At 58.3% G+C, this 20,082-nt stretch carries 19 protein-coding genes and 2 pseudogenes; 8 read left to right on the forward strand and 13 right to left on the reverse strand.

The window, feature by feature from the left end:
- Positions 1 to 3: 3 nt before the first annotated feature.
- Complete coding sequence (rplQ, locus tag NLM32_RS06710; RefSeq protein ID WP_254128447.1) at positions 4 to 450, reverse strand: 50S ribosomal protein L17; 447 nt, start codon at positions 448 to 450, stop codon at positions 4 to 6.
- A gap of 717 nt (positions 451 to 1,167) precedes the next feature.
- Here rplQ and NLM32_RS06715 point away from each other — a divergent pair.
- The 3 genes from NLM32_RS06715 (at position 1,168) to NLM32_RS06725 (ending at position 5,375) form a co-directional block, all read left to right on the forward strand.
- On the forward strand, positions 1,168 to 3,264 hold the full coding sequence (locus NLM32_RS06715) for a DNA/RNA non-specific endonuclease (RefSeq protein WP_254128448.1): 2,097 nt from the start codon (positions 1,168 to 1,170) through the stop codon (positions 3,262 to 3,264).
- 141 nt (positions 3,265 to 3,405) lie between these two features.
- Positions 3,406 to 4,260: a S1/P1 nuclease gene (locus NLM32_RS06720; RefSeq protein WP_254128449.1), complete on the forward strand. Its 855-nt coding sequence runs from the start codon at positions 3,406 to 3,408 to the stop codon at positions 4,258 to 4,260.
- Between the two features lie 14 nt (positions 4,261 to 4,274).
- Positions 4,275 to 5,375, forward strand: a complete 1,101-nt coding sequence (locus NLM32_RS06725; protein WP_254128450.1) for a hypothetical protein — start codon at positions 4,275 to 4,277, stop codon at positions 5,373 to 5,375.
- 49 nt (positions 5,376 to 5,424) lie between these two features.
- On the opposite strand, the gene NLM32_RS06730 is transcribed toward NLM32_RS06725, so the two are convergent.
- Both NLM32_RS06730 and NLM32_RS06735 read right to left on the reverse strand, forming a co-directional pair.
- Positions 5,425 to 6,858 (reverse strand): hypothetical protein, encoded by a 1,434-nt coding sequence (locus tag NLM32_RS06730; protein ID WP_254128451.1) that lies wholly within the window; start codon positions 6,856 to 6,858, stop codon positions 5,425 to 5,427.
- On the reverse strand, positions 6,818 to 7,918 hold the full coding sequence (locus tag NLM32_RS06735; protein ID WP_254128452.1) for a nucleoid-associated protein: 1,101 nt from the start codon (positions 7,916 to 7,918) through the stop codon (positions 6,818 to 6,820). The genes NLM32_RS06730 and NLM32_RS06735 overlap by 41 nt, the downstream gene beginning before the upstream one ends.
- Before the next feature lie 264 nt (positions 7,919 to 8,182).
- On the opposite strand from NLM32_RS06735, the gene NLM32_RS06740 reads away from it, so the two are divergent.
- Together NLM32_RS06740 and NLM32_RS06745 are read left to right on the forward strand one after the other, a co-directional pair.
- Complete coding sequence (locus NLM32_RS06740) at positions 8,183 to 9,730, forward strand: Fic family protein (protein ID WP_254128453.1); 1,548 nt, start codon at positions 8,183 to 8,185, stop codon at positions 9,728 to 9,730.
- Positions 9,731 to 10,000: 270 nt separating this feature from the next.
- Positions 10,001 to 11,041: an IS110 family transposase gene (locus NLM32_RS06745; RefSeq protein ID WP_254128454.1), complete on the forward strand. Its 1,041-nt coding sequence runs from the start codon at positions 10,001 to 10,003 to the stop codon at positions 11,039 to 11,041.
- Between the two features lie 342 nt (positions 11,042 to 11,383).
- On the opposite strand, the gene NLM32_RS46190 is transcribed toward NLM32_RS06745, so the two are convergent.
- From NLM32_RS46190 to NLM32_RS45730, 6 genes and pseudogenes are all read right to left on the reverse strand, one after another.
- Positions 11,384 to 11,803 carry a hypothetical protein gene (locus tag NLM32_RS46190; protein ID WP_375143527.1) on the reverse strand — a complete coding sequence of 140 codons (420 nt, stop codon included), beginning with the start codon at positions 11,801 to 11,803 and terminating at the stop codon, positions 11,384 to 11,386.
- A gap of 66 nt (positions 11,804 to 11,869) precedes the next feature.
- A complete protein-coding gene (locus tag NLM32_RS06750; protein ID WP_254128455.1) occupies positions 11,870 to 12,130 on the reverse strand; it encodes a hypothetical protein in 261 nt (86 codons plus the stop codon).
- A gap of 658 nt (positions 12,131 to 12,788) precedes the next feature.
- A complete protein-coding gene (locus NLM32_RS06755; RefSeq protein WP_254128456.1) occupies positions 12,789 to 13,070 on the reverse strand; it encodes a hypothetical protein in 282 nt (93 codons plus the stop codon).
- 303 nt (positions 13,071 to 13,373) lie between these two features.
- Positions 13,374 to 13,571, reverse strand: a complete 198-nt coding sequence (locus tag NLM32_RS06760) for a hypothetical protein (RefSeq protein WP_254128457.1) — start codon at positions 13,569 to 13,571, stop codon at positions 13,374 to 13,376.
- A gap of 31 nt (positions 13,572 to 13,602) precedes the next feature.
- Entirely contained in the window at positions 13,603 to 13,854 is a 252-nt protein-coding gene (locus tag NLM32_RS06765) for a helix-turn-helix domain-containing protein (RefSeq protein ID WP_309143721.1), read from the reverse strand.
- Positions 13,855 to 13,872: 18 nt separating this feature from the next.
- Positions 13,873 to 13,986 (reverse strand): annotated as a pseudogene (locus NLM32_RS45730) (hypothetical protein); the annotation flags it as partial.
- A gap of 954 nt (positions 13,987 to 14,940) precedes the next feature.
- On the opposite strand from NLM32_RS45730, the gene NLM32_RS06770 reads away from it, so the two are divergent.
- The gene (locus NLM32_RS06770; RefSeq protein WP_245288299.1) at positions 14,941 to 15,129 is read left to right on the forward strand and encodes a hypothetical protein; all 189 of its coding nucleotides are present in this window, start codon (positions 14,941 to 14,943) and stop codon (positions 15,127 to 15,129) included.
- Between the two features lie 303 nt (positions 15,130 to 15,432).
- Positions 15,433 to 15,651, forward strand: a complete 219-nt coding sequence (locus tag NLM32_RS06775) for a hypothetical protein (protein ID WP_254128459.1) — start codon at positions 15,433 to 15,435, stop codon at positions 15,649 to 15,651.
- Between the two features lie 12 nt (positions 15,652 to 15,663).
- Here the strand turns inward: NLM32_RS06775 and NLM32_RS06780 are convergent.
- From NLM32_RS06780 to NLM32_RS06795, 4 genes and pseudogenes are all read right to left on the reverse strand, one after another.
- Positions 15,664 to 16,001: pseudogene (locus NLM32_RS06780) on the reverse strand (transposase); the annotation flags it as partial.
- A gap of 113 nt (positions 16,002 to 16,114) precedes the next feature.
- Positions 16,115 to 16,915 (reverse strand): IS630 family transposase, encoded by an 801-nt coding sequence (locus tag NLM32_RS06785; RefSeq protein WP_309144875.1) that lies wholly within the window; start codon positions 16,913 to 16,915, stop codon positions 16,115 to 16,117.
- A complete protein-coding gene (locus NLM32_RS06790) occupies positions 16,878 to 17,225 on the reverse strand; it encodes a hypothetical protein (RefSeq protein WP_254128460.1) in 348 nt (115 codons plus the stop codon). The genes NLM32_RS06785 and NLM32_RS06790 overlap by 38 nt, the downstream gene beginning before the upstream one ends.
- A gap of 453 nt (positions 17,226 to 17,678) precedes the next feature.
- Positions 17,679 to 18,907 (reverse strand): IS3 family transposase gene (locus NLM32_RS06795; RefSeq protein WP_375143528.1). Its coding sequence is split into 2 segments (ribosomal slippage): positions 17,679 to 18,625 and positions 18,625 to 18,907, totalling 1,230 coding nucleotides; the frame shifts between segments, so codons are not numbered across the junction.
- Between the two features lie 280 nt (positions 18,908 to 19,187).
- Between NLM32_RS06795 and NLM32_RS06800 the strand changes: the two genes are divergently transcribed.
- Positions 19,188 to 19,427, forward strand: coding sequence for a hypothetical protein (locus tag NLM32_RS06800; protein WP_254128462.1), 240 nt, complete (start codon positions 19,188 to 19,190; stop codon positions 19,425 to 19,427).
- The last annotated feature ends 655 nt before the right edge of the window (positions 19,428 to 20,082 follow it).

Here is a 20,082-nt window from a genome sequence, read left to right on the forward strand (position 1 = left end):
CTTCTACCCCTTCACATCATCTGGATCATCTTCCTTGGTGCCGTAGCGATATTGCCCCGGCCCGTTATAAGCGGCAGCTCCCTTGGCGCTTGCGTCGCGATCGACAAACTCGATGACAGCCATGGGAGCGCTGTCGCCGTAGCGAAAACCAGCGCGGATGATGCGCAAATAGCCGCCCGGACGCTGTGCGTAGCGTGGCCCGATGTCTTCGAAAAGCTTCTTGAGGACGTCTTTGCGAGTGAGGACGGCAGCCACTTGCCGCCGATTATGCAAATTGTCGTCTTTGCCCTTGGTAATCAATTTTTCGACGATCGGCCGAAGTTCTTTTGCCTTCGGCACCGTCGTCAAAATTTGCTCGTGAAGCAGCAAGTTGGACGCGAGATTCCGAAACAGAGATCGCCTGTGGGCGGATGTCCGGCCCAATTTGCGATGCCCATCTCCGTGTCTCATTTGGACGTCCGAGCCGAATCTTGATGAAAAGGAATTCTTGAGAAAAAAATACTGACTCCTGATGGGTCAGTGGAACCACAATGTCAAGTGGCAAGTTTCGATCACAAACGCAGGAATAGCGGGAAAATCAACAGGAAGAAGATGCCTCAGGATCAGGAGGCCTCAGCGCGCCGAGTTCGCATGATCAAGCTAACGTCTTTGACGAAGTCGGCCTGTTACTGCCTGTCAAATGTGTACCAGGATATGGCGCAGCATTTCATCGGATTTGTCCTGTCTCGCGCGCAACCCTGAACATCTCTGATCTTTTGTGCAGCATTGCTGTGTCGAACGCGTCGCCCGCTACTAAGATCGCTCCGTCCCCCGGGACGATACCTTCGCGGCTGTCTCAGGCTAGCATGCAAGCCAAGAGGCTATATCATTTGCAATCTTGTCTTGCATGCGAACGCCCTGCTTGACCGGGCACGATACGTGTGTAGGATCAACAATCAGAGATTGTGCGAAGCATATTGATCCGGCATTTTGGAAAAGTCATATGTTCAACCACGAAGCCGGCGACCGCGAATTCATCCTCAAGCCGGCAGGCATCCGCACGCAGTAAGTCAGCCGCAAGCTGCAGATTTGCGACGCTCACATGACAGTGTGGCCGGGCGATGTTCTGGCGCGTGTCGGAGCGATGAATGAAAAATATGTTGCTGGTAGGGCGAGGCCGTGCGGGGCATGGAAATTGACAGGTCGCGATTTAGGCAGATCGTCGAGCAATCGCGCGAAGATCGTGATCGGGTGCGCAGGCTCGTCGACGACAAGCGGTGGCGGGAAGCCGAACCCGACCGAACGCGGATGGCCATGTATACCGCGCGTACCACTCGGCAGACGATGCCGAGGGGCGCGGAAGCAGTGCAGGGACCGGACGATATGCAAGCGTCCTCGTTCCTGCCAGAGGGCGCGACGGCTCGGCGCGCAGTCGGATTCGTCGAATCCACAAACGGTGGCAAATGGACCGCCGGCACCGGGTTCTTGATCAGCCCCACCTTGTTCATAACGAACCAGCATGTCGTGCCGGATGAAAACGCCGCGCTTGCGACGCAAATCACCTTCGATCGGGAGATGGGCGAGGACGGATCGCTCCTGCCGACGACCGTCTTCAGGCTGGCGCCCGACCGGCTTGCTCTATTCTCGCGCCAGGAAGAATTGGACTACGCCGTCATTGCACTGGGGCAAAGAGTTGCCGGTAACGGCGACCCGCGGGATTTCCGCTACTGCGTTCTATCCGACCGGCCCGACAAGCACGTGATCGGCATGAACATGAACATCGTGCAGCATCCGAACGGGCTGCCGAAGATGATCGCCATCAGGAACAACATCCTGCAGTACCGGACGGAGCGCACGCTTCTGTACGAAACGGACACCGATCACGGCTCGTCCGGGGCCGCGGTGTTCAACGACGCGTGGGAACTGGTGGCGCTTCATCATTTTGGCGAGCCGTTCCTGGAGCGCGTCGACGAAAACGGAAATCGCATACTTGCGAACGTGAACGAGGGCGTGCGGATCAGCGCGATCTACCGTCATCTTTCAGATCGTCTCGGCAGCCTTGATGGGGAGCGCCGCGATCTGTTGCGGGTCGCCCTCGAACTCTCGAAGACGGCGATCGCGCAAACCGGCGGCAAACGGCTCTCGCCGCCGCATCCGTCCAACGAAGCAGAGAGCCTGGTGATCGGTGAGGAGCACGGCATGGCGAATGACGTCGGCGGAAACGAGATCAGGGTAACCATTCCGATAGAGGTCAGCGTTCGTGTCGGCGGCGCCTCCGCACGCGGTGTCCCGCTCGCGCAGGTGCCGACGCCTCAAAAGACACTGGTGCGTGCAGCGGAAAAGATATCGATCGATCAGGACTATTCCAACCGCGACGGTTACAGCCCGCAGTTCGTGCGCGGCGTAACATTTCCTCTGCCGACGCCGGTCGGGAAGCTGTCGCGGCAAATCGCGCCGTTGAGGGCCGGCGAGGCTAACGCGGAGGCCGGTGAACTCAAGTACGAGCACTTCAGCATCAAGATGAACAAGGTTAAGAAAATGGCTTTGTTCACGGCCACGAATATCGATGGCAACCACTTCTTGAACGTCGATCGCAATACTGGGGAGGTTACCGACGGTGCGGAAGGAGAGACCTGGTTCAGTGATCCTCGCATCAGCGCGAGCTTCTTCATCGATCAGACCTTCTACTCGGGGTGGTCTAATCTTTTCGACCGGGGCCATCTGACGCGCCGCATGGATCCGGACTGGGGAAACAAGGAGCAGGCCGAGCGCGCGAATGCGGACACGTATCATTTCACGAACTGCACTCCGCAGCATTTCCGCTTCAACGAGAGCACCAAGTTCTGGCAGGGGGCCGAGCAATACGTCCTCGAGAACGGGGCGATCGCGGAGGAAAGCGCCAACCGCATCTGCGTCTTTCAAGGGCCGATCTTCGACGACAAGATTGATCTGTGGGCCGACGACATCCAGATACCCTCGTCGTTTTACAAGGTGATCGCTTGGAAGCGCAGAAACGGCGTGAAATCCGTCGGGCTGGTGGTCGATCAGCGCCAGCTGCTGTCCGAGCAGCGTCACGGGGGCATTCCTCCGAAGCCGCCTGCATTCGTCGACGTCTCGCAATGGCGTGTCGCCATCAGCGAGATCGAACGCCGAACAAGCCTGGACTTCGGTGATCAAATCAGGTCGGCCGACACATTTGAAACGAAGGATCAGCCGGTCGTCGGCGAGGCGCGCCCGGCGGTTCCGGTCAAGTCCCTATCCGATCTTCTGCCCAAGAACCTGTGATCCAAGCCTTCGGGGGAGCCTATGCTTGATCTATCTGCCAGGAGATCGTGGAGATCATTTGGTAAGAAGGCTGCGGGTATTTTTCTCTGCCTTCTCGCTTTCGTCCCCCACAGCGCGTCCGCGTGGTGGGACGAAGGTCACATGCAGATCGCCTACCTTGCCTACAAGCGGCTCGATCATTCGATCAAGGATAAGGTCGACGGCCTCCTGAAGCTCAACCCTGATTACCCGAACTGGATAAGCAGTGCGCCGGATCAGGCCTCACGAGCCGTCTATGCTTTCGTGCACGCGGCGACCTGGGCTGACGACATCAAGACCAAAGGAGACTACCACGAAGATCGCATTACAGATGCGACTGCCGGACAGAATGTTGCATATGATAAGTTGAAGCACGCTTATTGGCACTACAAGGATCTTCAGTTTTCGCCAGACGGCACGTCCCTACCTACTTCCGATCCGGTCGATGCCGCAAAACAGGTGAAGCTCATCATCGCCACCCTGCCGGCGGCCTCCGGAGCATCGGATCAGCTTCGTGCATACGATCTTGTGTGGCTGCTTCACCTCGTCGGAGACCTTCATCAGCCACTTCATGCGATCGCCAGGTACACCGCAGAACTTCCTCACGGAGATCGCGGCGGCAATTCTGAACTGGTGGTGCCGGCGAGCGGCGAGACGATCGCGCTGCACGCGTACTGGGACCGTATCTTCGGCGGGTATTCATCTGTATTTGGAGCCATGTTCGACGCGGACGACAGGACGGGGCTTGGATCGGTCCCTGTTCCCGCCGGCGCCGAGACCGTGCTCGATCCCGACCAGTGGGCGGCCGAGAGCTTTGAATTGGCAAAGACGTACGCCTATGCGGCTCCTGTCGCAAACGGGGCCGCAGCGGTTTCCCTTACGCGTGAATACGAAACTAACGCGCGCAACGTGGCACGCTCTCAGGCAGCCCTTGCCGCAGCAAGATTGGCAAGAGTGCTCAACGAAACCTTGCGATAAAGATCAGGAAAGCCATGCTTCCGACAATGCGACAAAGACTATACAGCGCGGTCGATCTGATCGACGGATTCAACCCCTTTGACGCGTTAGGCTTTACGCTCACGCGGGATTTCGAAGTCTTCCGCCAGTTCGTATCGGATGGAGGACCGGTGCCGTCTTCTCTGGAAACGCGACTTCTCCAGGCACAGCACGACGCTGAGATTGCCGACGCGCTCAGGAGGTTCCTGAAAGACGTGGATCGCCCGCTCGTCGGATTCATGGGTGGTCATGCGGCCAAGCGGAATTCGCCGGCGTTTGCCGACATCGCCAGGCTTGCCTGGAGCGTTGCCCAGGAAGGCTACCTCGTCGTCACTGGAGGCGGCCCAGGCGTCATGGAAGCCGCACACGTTGGAGCCGCCTTTAGCCGGAACGATATGAGCGACCTGGATCGGGCACTGCAGCGCCTTGCAGGAACACCGGACTACGGCGACTTGGACGATCTCTTCGAGTCCGACGGCCGCGTCCGGAAATCGAAACGCAAGGACGTGGCGGCAGCCCGGGATTGGCTGGCGGTAGCTCTCGAGGTGCGGTCGGCGGCGCCCTCGACGATGCCATTGAGCTTGGCCATTCCGACATGGCTCTACGGAGCAGAGCCGACGATGCCGTTTGCCACCCACTATGCCAAGTATTTCCAGAACAGCCTGCGCGAGGAGGCGCTCGTCAATAATTCGCGGGCCGGAATCATCTATGGTCAGGGTGGTGGCGGAACGTTGCGGGAGATCTTCGTCGAACGAAACTACTACGCCAAGGATGTCGACAACTTCACGCCAATGATTTTCTTCGACAAAGGCGGCTATTGGCTGCGCGCTGCGACCTATGAGGGAACCACTGTCAGGAGCTACGGCGCGAAGCTCGACGAAGCAGTACCAGACATGCTGAAGTTTGGAATCTGTGCGCGTCTGAAGCCAGACGACGCCAGGTTGTCACTTTTTCTAGAAAAGGTCGCCTTTACAAGCGAGGTATCCATCATAAAGGACGTGCTAGCCAAGCATTCGGGTGTCGCCAGGCGGAACATGGCATTTGCACTTGCGGGTGAGCCTCTTAAGGTGCCCACCTTCAGGATGAATAGGGCCTAGGATCGCGCTCAATTGTTTGCAAACTGCCGCCGGCCTTCCTGCGTCTATATTATGGCGACTTAGCCGGAGGTGGAGGGACTGGAGCTTGACTCGGCGCCGCGCCTGTGGCGCGGCTCGAAGGCGAGGGCGTTACATCGTGCAGCGTGTGCACGCCCGCTGCAACGAGAACTCCAATCAAAAGTATGTAGACCCCAAACAGTACGCCGCGGGTTTCCCGGTAGTTCTTCATCGCTTCCTCGATCGGCGTTTCAGCGATTTCTTCCCGCTCGCGAACGGAGATATAGCTGTAAAGACTTTGCATCCAGCTCCGCCGGGAGGAGGCCTGACTTTGGAAGAACGCGCCATTGATACGCCACTGCAAAACAAAGGATACGCCGATGAACACGGCGGCAGCAAAGTAGAAAAGCGAAGAAACGAGGGTGTCCGAGGTTTTGGCCGCGTCGCCAAAGATTTTTAGTATGAACGGCGCTGCCGAGACGGCTAGGTCGCGCCAAAGCGTTGCTGCGAGATCTTGCGCTCGTTGGGCTACTTTTTGAGTTTCATCAATGACCGTCTTGCGGAGATCAGCGAGCGCTTTCAGCGTCTCGCGACTGGATGATTGGACGTGAGCTTCATAGGCAGCTTTGGCCGCCTCAAGCGCCTGGTCCAAGGTCGTGGCCAGATCCTGCTGAGGACGGCTCGCCCGAGCCAACTCGCCCGAAAAGAGCAGATGGCGTGCCTCGATGTCGGTTCCAGAAAGAAAGACCCAGTGCGCGGCTTCAGTCAGTTGAGCACGAGCATCCGGCAGGGCAGGATCATCAGCCTTGATGCGATAGATCGGAGGCGTCGCTGCTGCTTGCAACCAAACCTGACCATCCTCGAGCCAGGCACGGGAAACAAGACCACCGAGCAATCGGCGGGCAGCCACCGTTTCCCAGGCTCGATACGCGGGCGATGAAACTGCTGGCGCAGCCACGAGCATCCAGGGACCGAGATCGGTAACGACTTCACGATCCGGCACAAAGTCGCGGACATACCCGCTTGGGTCGATCGGGCCGAGAGGGGATTCTGACGGTTTGGGCGGCTGCGCCAAATCCCATGCCGCGACCTCCAATCCTCGCGCGCGAAACCCCTGAGTGGAAGGGAAGTCGGCAATGGCGAGGCGCGGGAGGACAGTCCGTTGCGTCAGATAGTGCGGAACGCCGGATTGGAAGATAAAGAAGACGCAACCCTCGGCGACTGGCTTTCCAAGCGTGATCACCACCTCGCGCGTCGAATCAAAGACGTCACTTGCAACGAGATCGCCACCGACAGCAGGATTATAGACCTGCAATGCCGAGAAGGGGGCCGGGATTTCGTCGACGAATACGAGCCAGGCCGCCTGCGCGTCGGCCGACGGCAGCCGCCCTCGCAAGACGAGAGCATCAACACGCTCGTCCGCCCATGCGCCGTTCGCGACTAGCTCACGAACGCGCTCGACCAGATGTGTTGAGCTCAAGGTCATCGAGTGTGATCTTGTCTTTGATGATGATCTGGCCCTTCTCGCGATCGACCGAGATGACAGACGGCGTCAGGGCCGCAGGAAAGGTCACCTTCACTCCGCTCGCCGTCTCGACCCGACGGTTTCGAGGCGCCGGAATCGCATTCTTTTGCAGCACAAATGATTCGCCCGCCATTCCTTCGCGCTTCAGCCTGGCCTTGAAGTCCGTTACCGCAGGGCTGTCGTCGGGCAGCGGTCCGAAAATGCTCTTGAGCCAATTTTCAGCGCTTTCGCCGTCGACGGATCCACCTGACTGGCTGGCATCGTAAAGGCGTTGCGCGAGATTCTTCATCGCGTCTTGCGGAAGTATGTCTTTGTGCTTTTGCGCAATGTTGCGCGTGACGTCGATGATGGCCTTGGTCAGCTCTTCTTCCGTCCGCTGCCGTCGTACGAGCAGGAACTGTTCGAAATAGGCCGCAGGCCGCTGCGGATTCTGACGATCGACAACGCAGATCTCGTCGCCGTCTTTGCGCAGCTTGACCAGCGCGGCCTTCTGCAAGGCGTTGCGGTTTTGGACGAATGTCCGCTCGATTTCGCCGAAGGTCGGCTTCGGCTTGCCTGAGCGCCCACGGGTGACGTCATAGTCATAGCTGAGAACCTTTTCGTCCTCGAATTTCAACAGCGCAAACAGCCGGCCGCTGGAACAGGACAGGGAGAAGATCAGGAAAGCCCCCACAGCCGTGCTACCTCCATGGGCGTTATTGAAGGCAGTAGCGAGCTTTTCGCTTTCCTCCTGGAAGGTCGCTTTGTCCCGGCTGATGCGCGCAAGTTGTGCCCGGACTGCGGCGTCTTCCAGAAATTCGTATCGGTTTCCGCTGTTAACCGAGCGGACGCGGCCCAAGAAAAAAGGCGCGTGGCGACCGGCATCGAACGCTGTCAGTAGCTGAAAGTGTTCCTCTCCCGGGCCGACGATATGGAAGACGCTCTGATCGATGCGCAGGCTTTCGAGTTCCTGCTCCGTAAGGAAAGCCATAAAACCACCATAGAACAAAAAGAGAACAAAAGCAATTGAGCCAGTCTTCAAGACCAGTTACGCCGCATTCGATGAATTAATCCTGCATTTTGGTCAGTTTCCATCTGGAATTGCACCTTTTGGTACGCCTTTTTGGTGGTTGAGCGACGCGGCGGCCATCGGTTCCCCTCGGTCCACGAGGAAGCAGGCTCGTGAAAACTTTTCATACCTTTTTTATTGCGAGAGCGTTTTTCGTAGCCGAAGATTTGTTTTCAACCTAAGGAGGAGAACGGGAAGGAAATTCACAGTCGAAAGCGCTTTTCAGGAACAAAGCCCATGAAGACAGACTTTTCAGGACCCGTGAATGTTTTTCGTGATCGAAGACTCCCCGAGGTGGCCACTCCGGCTGGCTATGCGGCGCTGATTGACGCCTACGACCTAGCCGTCCCGGTCCCCCGGATCCTTTCCGCCATTGGGACAAAGCACCGGATCATCGAGCATGGGGGATGGCGCATCTTTACGCCACGGCATGCGCCGGACGCTACTCTTGAGGGACACCTCACCTTCGCGCTGAAGAACGAAGGACTGGACCTTGCAATCCTGAAGAGACTTTTCCTCGCCGCGACGGAGAACGAGATTGCTGAGCTTGTGCGGCAGAAACCGACGGGGCTCTACACACGACGTCTCTGGTTTCTCTATGAATGGTTGCTGGAGCGCCAACTTGATTTGCCTGCGGCAGACAAGGTCTCTTACGTCGATGCCGTCGATACAGAACTTCAATACACCGCCTCCGGACAGAATTCGGTACGCCATCGTGTCCGCAACAATCTTCCGGGAACGCCGGGCTTCTGTCCGCTCGTCTTCAAGACGCCGGCACTGACGCAATTTGTTGCGCAGGATCTTAGGGAGCGGGCCCGGGTCGTGGTGAGCCAGGTTCCGAAAGATCTGCTCGCGCGAACTGCCGCCTTCCTTCTTCTCAAGGACTCAAAGTCCAGCTACGTCATCGAAGGCGAGAGACCGCCGCAGGACCGCATCCAGCGGTGGGGCAGGGCCATCGGTGAGGCGGGACGGGCAGCGCTCGATGAGGCAGAACTTTTACGCCTCCAGCGCATCGTGATCGGCGATGAGCGCTTCGTGAAGCTTGGCTTCCGTGCCGAGGGCGGCTTTGTCGGCGAACATGACCGCGAGACGCAAAGACCCATTCCGGACCATATCAGTGCGCGCCCGGAAGACATCGACTCCCTCGTCCGCGGACTGATCGCATTCGATCAGGCAGCGGAGAGCGAACTTGATCCTGTCGTTGCTGCCGCCGTGCTTGCCTTCGGGTTCGTCTACATCCACCCGTTCGAAGACGGCAACGGTCGTATTCACCGATACCTCATGCACCATGTTCTGGCGCGGCGCGGGTTCAATCCCGCCGGGATCCACTTTCCTGTCTCGGCAGCAATTCTCGACAAGATCGGCGAATACAAGGAAGTGTTGGAAAGTTATTCGAATAGATTGCTTCCTATCGTTGAATGGGAGCCGACCCCAAAGGGCAACGTCAAGGCCTTGAACGATACCAGCGATTTTTACCGCTTCTTCGACGCGACGCCGCACTCAGAGTTTCTGTACGAATGTGTGCAGAGGACGATCGAACAGGATCTTCCAAAGGAAACGCGATTTTTGCGAAGCTTCGATACGTTCCGGGCAGGCGTCGAAAACATGATCGATATGCCGGAACGGACGCTTAACAATCTATTTGGATTCCTCCGGCAGAACGAAGGACGCCTCTCCAAGCGTGCTCGCGAAAGCGAATTCTCACAATTGACGTCAGATGAAATCACAAGGATTGAGGAGCTTTACCAAACGGCGTTCGTGGAGGGCTCGGCAATACCTGAGTAGTCGTGCCAGATTGACATCTCGCTCAAGCGAATATCGCTGTCACCTAAGACTGCCGAACACGCGAACAGTGAACGTCCTCGTCGAGAAGCGATCGCAAAAGAAGGCGCTTCCGCAGCAGGGTTTTAAGATTGGGAGGCTATAGTCGCGCCTTCCGCTTGCGCGCGTGCGGCTTTCGCCGCATCGGGCTCTCGTGTTGGGGTGGACGGCCCCCTTCCGCCACACTGCGTGGCAAGATGAGGTCGTCGCTGACCTCAAACGAAGGAGCCGCCTGTGGAAACGATTGTTCGCATCGGTCTGGATACGTCGAAGAGTGTATTTCAGCTGCATGGCGTTGACGGGACCGAGCAGCCGGTCTTACGGCGTAAGTTGAGGCGCGGGCAGGTTTTGGAGTTCTTCAGTCGCTTGCCGCCTGCGCTTGTCGCGCTGGAGGCGTGCGGTGCATCGCACTACTGGGCGCGGGAGCTCCAAGCGCTTGGGCACGAGGTGGCGATGATCCCGCCGCAATATGTCAAACCATATATGCAGCGAGGAAAATCGGACGCTGCAGACGCCGAGGCAATTTGCGAGGCGGCAAGCCGGCCGAAACTGCGTAAGAACTTTGTGCCTATCAAAAGTCCCGAGCAGCAGGGCGCACAGATGCTCGCGCGTGTGCGCAACCAGTTCATCGCCAGGCGGACCCAACTCGCCAATTCGATCCGTGGCTACGCCGCGGAATTCGGCTTTACCGCGCCCAAGGGGCTTTCCCGGCTTCAGCAATTGCTCATCGACATTCGGGCTGACGCGACAGTACCTGACTTGGTGAAGGAGTTGGTAGACGCTTTGGCAACAGAGCTCGCGCGCGTCGATGACCAGATCGCCAAGCTCGACAAGAAGCTCATGCAACTCCACTGGAGTAACGAGATAAGCCGGCGGCAGGCGGCTATCCCGGGCGTTGGTCCGATCGGCGCGACGCTGCTGTCAATCAAGGTCGTGGATGCACGCGGGTTCAAGTCGGCAAGAAACTTTGCCGCCTGGCTTGGCCTGACACCAAAGAATCACTCGACGGCCGGAAAGAACCGGCTCGGCGTGATTACACGCGCCGGCGACGGCATGTTGCGTTCCGTTTTGGTGGCTGGCGCGACGGCTGTGATCGCAGACATGCGCCGACGGGAAAGTCGCTCCTGGCCCTGGCTGAAAGACATCATCGCACGCAAGCCGCCGAAGCTGGTGGCCATAGCGTTGGCAAACAAGCTGGCGCGGATCGCCTGGAAACTGATGGTCAGCGGCGAGCGGTACCGACCCGCAAGCAGACTCATGCCGATGCCGACATAAACTTGAACGAAATGCAGAGCTTGGCGCCAGACCGGCAGGTTTGACGCTGGGGGCGGAACTTGCAGGACAGAAAGAGGTGGTACGTTCGGCGCGAGCCGGTCAGTGAAATGCTCCGCTCGGTTTACCGGCAGAAAATGCCGCTCTCGTGTTTGGATCTCACTGTCCGCGAAGCCCATCTTGGCCGGTGGTCGCACGACCCGAAAACAGGCCGGACATATGAGCGCAAGCGATCCGAGCATGCTGCCAGAGCCAATCCTTGCAAGTCGGGGACCGTCCACATATGAACCGAGCCGCTGTGCGTCTCGGTAGGGTAGGCGTGGAACACCTCCGCGGAGGATGTCCCTACGCCTCCCCCCAAACCGTGCGGGCACCTTTGCGATGCACACGGCTTTCCATATGCGTATGCTCTCGATTGGAGACGGCCACCCGGCACAACGGGCACAGGACGATCGTCTTGCGCCGCCAACCGGACCGTTTCCAGACTATCAGCGACCCACTCTGCAGGTCTCGCACGCGGCGGAGGTGATGCATCTCGAATGGTCCCGTCGTGCCGCCACATGCTTCGCATGGGCGAGCGTGCAGGCGATCGATTAGGTCATTCGAGTTTATGACCCACCACGCGCCTCTTGTGAGATCGCCAATTCCTTGACTTATCCAAAAGGTTCGCGTGAGGTGCTTCAGTCTCCACAGTTTGATCGTGCGAAGCTTGCTTCGGACTACGGAGGACACCTCGTAATCCGACCCTTTCCACAGACGGGCCATGATCTGTGCCCTCGTCGTTCGATGGTGCAACGCCAGCGTCTTGATGAGGCTGCGGAACACAACGAGCTACAGCACTCCCAAGGCGCGTTTGTTGTCATCGGCAAACGAGTAGTAGTTGGCAAAACCACGGAACTCTGAGTTATAGGCGAACACGGTCGCAGTGTCGCTGGTGACCAAGAACTGCTCACGAGCACGGCCGGTCTTCCTGGCGAGGTCGCCATAGCCATGCCGTTTGCAGAACTCGCGAGCGGCTTCGAGACTCAACGTGTCGGCGTCCGCGGTCGTGAGCGGAGACCGGTGGTCGGGGTGCTCGTTCAGGAGAAACATGGTTCGGCCGATGCTAGCGGTGGGAAGGAGTGCGTGGTTCGCCTTCTTTAACAATAGCACAAGCGCCGTATCCGCTGATGGCGCATCAACTACTCATGGAGCACAGATCATCCTTCTGCTGGGCATCTCCCCTGGCCGATAACCGCATAGTGCAATAAGCAATTTAATCTAAAATGGCTTTCATCGTCGATTGTTGCCGATACCAACAGAAATACCAACAAGCTGACGTGCGGTCTTAGCTTGCAAAAATATTTTCAGCGGGCCTTGGAAGCAGGTCAGGCCCGACGCCGTTCCGGTCTCCGCAATGTCCCGACCGGGAATCCAACCCTGGCCGTGACGAGAATTAGTAAGCGACGAGAATTAGTAAGCGGGGAGGGGCTGGGCTTCGGGGCCAACACTGTTGCGTTGGCGCGAGACCGAGCCAAAAGCGTCTGATCGCGCGCCGCTGAACTGGACGTCCAACGACCAATGCGTGCCAAAGTCAGATGGCGTGCCAATGTCCGACGAGACAATTTAGAAAGACGCAGGGGATTATGGGCTGCAATATTGGCACCGCCGGCGATCACTACGAGATTGCGCTCGATCGTGTCGACCCTACTCAACGAGGAGGGCTCGCTCGACGGCGATGAACCGCCGTATCCTACGCCGATCGGCGGGCCTAATTTGCTCTCGTGTCGACCCTCGGCAGCGAAGCGTGATATTCGTCGACGCTGTCGAGGTCTATCATGGTCTTGCCTCCCATCTTGTAGGCCCTAATCCTGGCGTCGCCGATCAGCTCATAAGCCTTGGTCCTTCCGAATTTGCCATAGCGGCAGCCGTCCTTGAACTCGACGAGCCGGCGGCGATTGTTCTTTTCATTCTCAACCATGATTCCCGCATGTGCTTCGATGATCTCCACGAGAATCAAATAAAGCAGCTCTGAACAAGAAAGGATGTCCATGGCGCGACCTGCGCACCCCGGCGTACAAATCGGATGGACCGGAAGCGCTGTTGCTAGGACGTGCCTGCCATTCCCCGTGCTCGGTTGGGCCTCATTAGGCAAGGCCCGGTGCAACAGAGCCATTCAAACCCATCGCTTTGCAATGCCAGTCGTGGAAGCGACATGAAGCAAGTCGTAGCGCAGAGTGAACAGTTTTGGCGTGATGTAACGACGCAATCGTGATCAAAGCTTTGCAACGCTGGTCGCTGCGCCGGTGCGCAGACATCCGATTGAGCCAATGAAAAAACTGAACCCTCAACGCCTTCAGGTAGGCGACATCATCCTGACGTCGGGCCCGGGCAAGGTGAGCAAAATCCTCGCGGAATTGATGAGATCGGAGATCAGTTGGTCTCTCGTCCCGTCGACCAGATGTGGATCAACATCGGGGAAGCGATGCCGGTGCTCCAGGAGGGTGGCCCGGAGATTGCCGGCAGAGTGGAATGCATGGATGCCGATGATCAATCGGCCGCTCTCTCAGATTTGCGGGACCAGCTCAGCGATAGCTGTGGCCCTTGCGGACCGAGATCTCGTCGATGCCGATCGCGCGGGGGCCCGGCGTGCCAGCGCGCTTGAGCTGGGCCCTCATGTACTGCATCTCCAGCGTCTTGACCGTGTCCCAGTCGAGCTTCAGCTCACGGGCGACATCGCGGATTGATGCCTGCCGGCAGCGGCGGCCAACATAGAATGCAAAGCGTTTGGTGAAGTGCGGATTGTCCGCGAGAAAATCCAGCCCTTCGCGTTTCACGGCGCCGCAACGGCGGCAGGCGACGCGCCGCGCTTCGAATTCCAGAACAATCCGAAATCCCGCACTCGACAGGTCGCGAACCTGCCGCACCCGACGCTCGTACCAGCCGTGCTGGACCCGTCCGCAACAACCGCAAGCCGTTTTTTTGAGCGCCGATCAAGGCGCGCGATCCGCACATTCGGATCACCGAACACACCGCGTACGGTCGCTCTCGCCCGAAAGCCTGCGAACGAATATCCATCCGACAGACGCCGCTGTCGCTTCCCCGATTTGGCCATCGCTCAGCATGCCAAAATCGAGCGGCTGTCCGAGCTTACGAAAGCCCGTATCCACGAGCATTTCCGCCGCTATGATCCCCCAAAATCACCCACTCGATTCCCTGAAGACCCATCGAAATCTATCGGCCGATGGAATCTGCCATTGCGGCCTGAACGGCACGTTTCAAATTCGATTGCGACCGTCCGACGAAGATCGAGCGCTGCCTCGTCGCGACACTATCTCGATGTCCTTGTTGCATCCGAGCAATCTCAAGTCAAAGTAGCCATCGAAATTTATGACGCAGTAAGACCGAGTGTACCATAGCCAAGCGTGGTTTTGTAGGTTCATAGCGAGCGGCGCCGTGTGAATGCCAACCATTCCTAGTAGGTGCGGCGACCGTCGGAATCTAGCATGCTCAGTCGCCATCAAGCGAGCGGACGCAAGCGAGCGGACGTATGGATTAAATTGCACTCGTTGTTGGATGATTGAAAATGTCGGACACGAGACAACGGCTCAGAGCCGCAATGTTCGAGAAGCTTGAGGCTTGACAGACCTGGTGCGGACGAACAGGAAATCGAAGTCCCGACACGATGAATTTTTGGAATGACACACACAAACACACACGGGCACTTCTTTGCCGGTGCTGCTGCATTTGAAAGTCAAGCGCGCGATGTTGGCATCGCCGATCTCTGTCTGACAGGCCGAACCAACCTTATAGAGAGCGTTGAAGAAGCACGTGGCCATCTAAAGGCCGCATTCTCTGTGGTAGGCCAGTACCTGAAAGTGCGAGCGTATGGCTGCGCAGCTTGAGACGAGAGGAGGATTCCGATGTTCGAGGCTAAAGACTATCGCGTGTGTTGCCACCACTTTGTCACCCCAACCGACCGCGCCGTCTACCCGGCGCAGGAGCCCTTACTAACCTACCCTGAGGCCCTCCGGCACGTGCAGGCCGAGCAGGCCAAGGGCTACATGGTGGCCTGGGTCATCGACCGCGCCGGAGCAGGCGCCACGAAATGAGATTGGTGATTCGAACGCGAGCGTTCCCACTGGGCCTTGGTATGTATGGGACTGTTAGGGCTTAGTCCCCGGCAGCATCAGCTATGACCGAGTTGGCTGGCGCATTTTGAGGAACCTGCAGGGCCACCATGTCCGCACGGTGGCCCGGGAATTGCTGATCGACAAGCCGACCGTTGAAGGGATTACGTCCGTTGATGAAGTTGACAAGGCTTTCGGGCCGACAGGCGTTGGTTTTGTCCAGGCCAAGGGAACGAGACGAAAGGGACAGATACGAGTCAAATTGCTGCCGACATGCCGCCATCATTGAACGAGCAGCGGCAAGATTATGCCGAGAAGCTGCACAAGCGCATACTGCAAGAGCCGCTTCCGGAGATCGCGGCCGTCACCGAGATCGAGGCGATGCACGCGGCTGATCTGCCGCAGCATTCGCCGCGAGCCGTTGCCGGTCAGAAATGGCAGCTGCTGCGAACGAAAGCGGAGCCAATCAATGGCCTCTTGCTACCGGAAAGGAGGGCAAGCTGATGCTAGAGGCGGAGCAGTGTCAGTGCCATAGCCGGCGTCCATCAGGACCACGCCGCGCGGCAAGCCCACCGCGCGGGCCCGGCGCAAATGATCAAGTGGAATTGCCGGCTTCGTCTTGATGCTGATGTCGGGAACTCCGGCTTGACGTACACGGTTCGTCACCCACTCCTTTGGTAGGTAGAGCCGATAGGCGCCATCGGCTCGACGCTCTTGCGATCGCATGGCATCATCAGCCCGGTGCAGTTATCGCGAAGCGGTTTGGCTCGTTCCGCATGTCCGATCATGCTCGTAAGGCCGTCAATATATGCCGAAAACCGCGACGCAACGTTCCCCGAGTTTGTCAGACCCATCTCAGCCTCCCCACGCTGGAGTTGAGTCTTCTCAAATATATGATTTCTGTCGACAAGGGCCGCGACACTCTGCTCAGTAAGACTAGGTCTGCGTTTTGGTGGTTCGAATCATATCAAGCGGCCTCGGCGAGCTTGTAGGACCAGGTGTGGATGACAGGATACCGATTGACGTCGTCGATGCCGGCCATGATGCGCTCCTTGAGTTCGTGTTTTGAGGTCAACCGGATGTGGCGCAGGACGGAGCGAGCGAATTTGGAGAAGAAGCCCTCGATGAGGTTGAGCCAGGAGCCGTGCTTGGGCGTGAACGTAAACTCGAAGCGGCCTGCCGGTCGTGTATCGAGCCAGGCTCTGGTTTCTTTCGAGATGTGTGCGGAGTGATTGTCGAGAATCAACTTGATCGCGGTACCGGCCGGATAGGCAGCACCGATAAGTTTGAGGAATTCGATGAACTCGCGGCTGCGGTGGCGGTCTTTGACGAGAGCGTGGACCTTGCCGGTCAGCAGATCGATTCCAGCCAACAAGCTGAGCGTGCCATGACGTCTATACTCAAAATCGCGCGCAAAGGCCGGATAGACGCCTGGCACAGGGGGCAAATCCGGCGCCGTCGTCGCGATCGCCTGGATTCCGGGCTTCTCGTCGTAGGAGACGATCGCCACCCGCTTGCCCGATTTCTTCGACCTGGCTGCGCTCTTCTTCAGGATCTGGACCTCGCGATAGACACACAAGACCTCCGCCATTTTCTGCTCGAACTCGGCATCGCGACGCTCCAGATAGTAGCGCACCTTGTGCGGCTTGATTTCCTCTTGGCCGAGAATCTTGCACACCGTGCCCTGGACCAGGTTGGCAACGCATTGGTGTCCCGCCGACGGGCCATGCTCACGCGCATGGCGTGCCAGCAGCCGCGTCGTCCACAGCTCGTGCGGGTAGCCGTGCTCCTTGGCCTTCGCACGCCAAAGACACCAGCCAGGCCTTGGCCTCCGGCGTGATCACCGGCTCCTTGCCCGGTCGCTGTCGGTCGTCGAGTGCCGCCAGCGCACCATAGGCTACCGCCCGCTCGACGCAGCGCTGAACCGTCTGATGATGCACACCAAGTCTTCGTCCCACGGCAAAGAACGACGGGTTCTCGCGATAGGCCAGCAGCATTGCTGCCCGCGACACCCGGCTCGCCGACTCGGTTCGAGACCGCGAAAGAGCCGTCAACGTTTCAATCTCCTTCTCAGTCATCGCCAACTCGACTGCTTGCCGCCATGTTGCCATGATACCAACCCTCGTTCGGACAATCTCAAAACGAGGAATCCACGAACACCCTTCCAGTTCCGTGCCGGCTTCATGGAATCGGTCGTCTAGCGCGCGAACGAAAGAAGATGGTGCCGATCGGGTGTGCCTAATCGAGTATCGATCCAAAGACTGTGATGCACGTGCGGAGATGAAGCCATCGCCCTACGAACTGCCCCTTGATCACTGATATCAAGACCGAAGCATTCGGGAACGACGGCGGGTTTCACTTCAAAAAATCGAACGGCCCAGAGAATAGATCTCGTTTGCTTGATTCAAGAAATCACGCAATGCTGGTGGTCAAGAGATGGAAGAAAGCAAGACTGAAGTGGACCCTATGCTGAGGACCACTGGGTCTGGTTTTTTAAGTGGAGCTGCTGCCGTTCGTTCTTCCCAGTGACTTTACGCTACTCTTGCCTGCTGCTGTTGTGGCTGTGGGGATGTGGGCAACGCGCAGCGTTGTCCAAGCTTCTCGCTTGCGAGAAGCGTCATATCCACAGCCTGTGCGCCGGTGACACCGGCCCGCCAGACCGCCATCGGCGCGCGGTTTTCCAGCGCCTGATGAGGGCGCTGGAAATTGTAAAATTCGATCCATCGGGCGATTCCGGCCTTGGCCTCGTGGCCATCCGAATAACCCTTGAGATAGATGTCCTCGTATTTGAGCGAGCGCCACAGCCGCTCGATGAACACGTTGTCCATCCAGCGCCCACGACCGTCCATCGAGATCCTGACGCCGGTGGCGGCCAGCGTGCCGGTGAAGGCGGCGCTGGTGAACTGGCTACCCTGGTCGGTATTGAAGATCTCAGGCCGGCCGAAGCGCGCCAAGGCCTCTTCGAGCGCAGACACGCAGAACGATGTGTCCATCGTGTTCGACAGCCGCCAGGCCAGCACCGCACGGCTCGCCCAATCGATGATCGCCACCAGATACAGAAAGCCCTGGCCGATCGGCAGATAGGTGATATCGGCCGCCCACACTTGATTCGGTCGGTCGATCACCATATGGCGCAGGAGATACGGGAAGATCTTGTGTCCCGGCGCCGGCTTTGTGGTTCTGGGCTTTGGTCCCAGCGCCGCGATGCCCATCTTGCGCATCAACCGCTGCACGCGCTTGCGATTGATGCGACAGCCTTCGCTATTGAGCATCGCCGTCATCCGCCGCGAGCCCAAGAACGGCCAGGCCGTGAACAGCTCGTCGATCCGCCGCATCAGCTCAAGGTCGTTGTCATTGGCCGGCCGCGGCGGCCGATACACGCTCGATCGCGCAACGCTCAGCAGTTGGCATTGCCGGCGGATCGATAGACCCGCATGATCGCGCTGAAGCAATCCTCGGCGATCCGGCGCGCTCATCTTCCGGACCTCCTGGCTAAGAAATCCCGCTCGACCGTCAATTGTCCGATCTTGGCGTGGAGCTTCTCGACCTCCAGTTCGTGGGCCGCCTCGCCATCCCGACCAGCGCCCGCGTCGAACGCCCGAACCGCTTGATCCTGAAGCTGCTTCTTCCAGGCATAAATCTGGTTCACATGCACCTGGTAGCGCTGCGCCAGATCCGTCACCGTTGATTGTTCTCGCAGCACCTCCAAGGCGATCTTTGCCTTCAGCGCCGCATCGATTGTCCGTCTCGTCTTCTTCATGGTCCGCTCCGTTTATCAAAACGCAACGGCATCCGCACCACCTAAGCCGCCGGTCCAAAATCCGAGGTCCACTTCAGGGCGAGCGGGACCCGGCCCACCGCTCGCTTAGCGAAGCGCGACTTGGAAATGGAGAAAGGAGTTCGAAAAGTGACGAAATGTATGCTGGTTGCCGGACGTTTCTCCGATGCGGCGTGCGCTCCAACAGGCCAAACGTTTCGCTGAAAGATCTCTTGCTGCTGCTCGAAATCAAATAGGACATGGGCCTTCATAAGTGACAACGATGATCGATGAAGACCTGGCTCGAATTCGGGCTCATCGCAACAACATGCACCGATGCAGACGCGTGCTAGAAACAAGACTGTCGGATGTAGAACGCGAGTTCATCGAAAGACGACTTGCAGAGGAGCAGGCCGCGCTCCACTCTCTTGCTGCCAAAACCTTCCCGCTTACATTTTCATTTCCGAAAGAACCGAACGCCTTCCCGAAACTTCAGGGCGGGCAAGGTTGCGATCGTGCGTAAGTATTAAGTATTGAACCCAATTCGGACTGTGTTCCAGCAACATCGGACCGGGAGGCCGGCGGTCAAATAAATAGGGCAGGTCGGTGCGCATTTCGAACAGCCGGACACCGTGTTGAAGTGCGACGGGCCGCAGTCGCGCTTTATCCGCTTGCTCGGTTTGGGGCCGCTGTTCATTGCGACCCAATGCTGTTTAGGAAGCCTGTCCAACTCGTTGCGCAGGTTGCGATCGCCTTTGTGATGTCGCGCTTGATGTTCTGACCAGCAGTCGCGATGGTTTGCGCCTTCAGTCGCGCCCGGGCCTCGGTGCGGGGGCGGACGTTCGACGTGGCAATGCTGAAGACGGCGTTCGCGGCACTGGCTGATGGACGGCGATGATGATTCGCATTCGTTCAAACGCGCGCGCGGGTAATGTGTCCCGAGTAGCTGTAAGAGTCTCACTCGCAGATCGAACGAGCGATGGCGCGCGGGCACTCTTGACGTAACGCCCGCGTTATTCGACGCGCCACTTGCTTCTTTGTGCGAGCATCACCGCAGAGTCGTGGAGACGCACGCGCGGATTCGCATCGCTTTGCACGGCGTCGGAGCTGCCCGCTCAATAGCTCCGATATACCTCGGTATAGGCCAATATACGCGGGTATGTGCGCACTACGCGTAA

Source organism: Bradyrhizobium sp. CCGUVB14 (genome assembly GCF_024199935.1).
Lineage (GTDB): Bacteria > Pseudomonadota > Alphaproteobacteria > Rhizobiales > Xanthobacteraceae > Bradyrhizobium.

Excerpts from the sequence above, each read along its gene's own strand:
- NLM32_RS06720 (WP_254128449.1), top strand. The coding sequence starts at position 3,406 with ATGCAGATCGCCTACCTTGCCTACAAGCGGCTCGATCATTCGATCAAG.
- NLM32_RS06740 (WP_254128453.1), top strand. The coding sequence starts at position 8,183 with ATGAAGACAGACTTTTCAGGACCCGTGAATGTTTTTCGTGATCGAAGA.
- NLM32_RS06770 (WP_245288299.1), top strand. The coding sequence starts at position 14,941 with ATGTTCGAGGCTAAAGACTATCGCGTGTGTTGCCACCACTTTGTCACC.
- NLM32_RS06730 (WP_254128451.1), bottom strand. The coding sequence starts at position 6,858 with ATGACCTTGAGCTCAACACATCTGGTCGAGCGCGTTCGTGAGCTAGTC.
- NLM32_RS06755 (WP_254128456.1), bottom strand. The coding sequence starts at position 13,070 with ATGGACATCCTTTCTTGTTCAGAGCTGCTTTATTTGATTCTCGTGGAG.
- rplQ (WP_254128447.1), bottom strand. The coding sequence starts at position 450 with ATGAGACACGGAGATGGGCATCGCAAATTGGGCCGGACATCCGCCCAC.
- NLM32_RS06715 (WP_254128448.1), top strand. The coding sequence starts at position 1,168 with ATGGAAATTGACAGGTCGCGATTTAGGCAGATCGTCGAGCAATCGCGC.
- NLM32_RS06750 (WP_254128455.1), bottom strand. The coding sequence starts at position 12,130 with ATGTTTCTCCTGAACGAGCACCCCGACCACCGGTCTCCGCTCACGACC.
- NLM32_RS06800 (WP_254128462.1), top strand. The coding sequence starts at position 19,188 with ATGATCGATGAAGACCTGGCTCGAATTCGGGCTCATCGCAACAACATG.
- NLM32_RS46190 (WP_375143527.1), bottom strand. The coding sequence starts at position 11,803 with ATGGCCCGTCTGTGGAAAGGGTCGGATTACGAGGTGTCCTCCGTAGTC.
- NLM32_RS06790 (WP_254128460.1), bottom strand. The coding sequence starts at position 17,225 with ATGACTGAGAAGGAGATTGAAACGTTGACGGCTCTTTCGCGGTCTCGA.
- NLM32_RS06725 (WP_254128450.1), top strand. The coding sequence starts at position 4,275 with ATGCTTCCGACAATGCGACAAAGACTATACAGCGCGGTCGATCTGATC.